At 74.2% G+C, this 271-nt stretch carries 1 protein-coding gene; it reads left to right on the top strand.

Translation table 11 applies throughout. From position 1 onward, the window contains the following. A partial coding sequence (locus R0K30_RS22005) for a hypothetical protein (protein WP_410612972.1) occupies window positions 1-231 on the top strand: 231 nt, incomplete at its 5' end. Window positions 232-271 lie beyond the last annotated feature (40 nt).

Genomic DNA, 271 nt, shown 5'->3' with positions numbered 1-271 from the left:
CGCCGCGTGACTTCCTGCGTGAAGTCCTTGTGCATGTCGACCGCTCGCGCGGTGGCGTTCTTTGCTTCGTCGGCCGACAGCGGCGGGTGCCGGCGCGGCGGCGTGGGCGCGGGAGCCTCGGCTTCGCTCGCGGGCGTGCCGGAAGCAGCCGATGCGGGCGATGCCGCGGACGCCGGCGATGCGGTGGACGCGGCGGATGCTGCTGATGCCGCGCTGGCCGGTGCAGCATGATTCACGGCGGATGCTGCGGATGCCCCGCTCGCCGGCGCAG

Source organism: Bacillus sp. SIMBA_154 (assembly GCF_046536015.1).
GTDB lineage: Bacteria > Bacillota > Bacilli > Bacillales > Bacillaceae > Bacillus > Bacillus pumilus_P.
The sequence above is the reverse complement of the archived record's forward strand: the minus strand, read 5'-3'. Positions and strand labels throughout refer to the sequence as shown.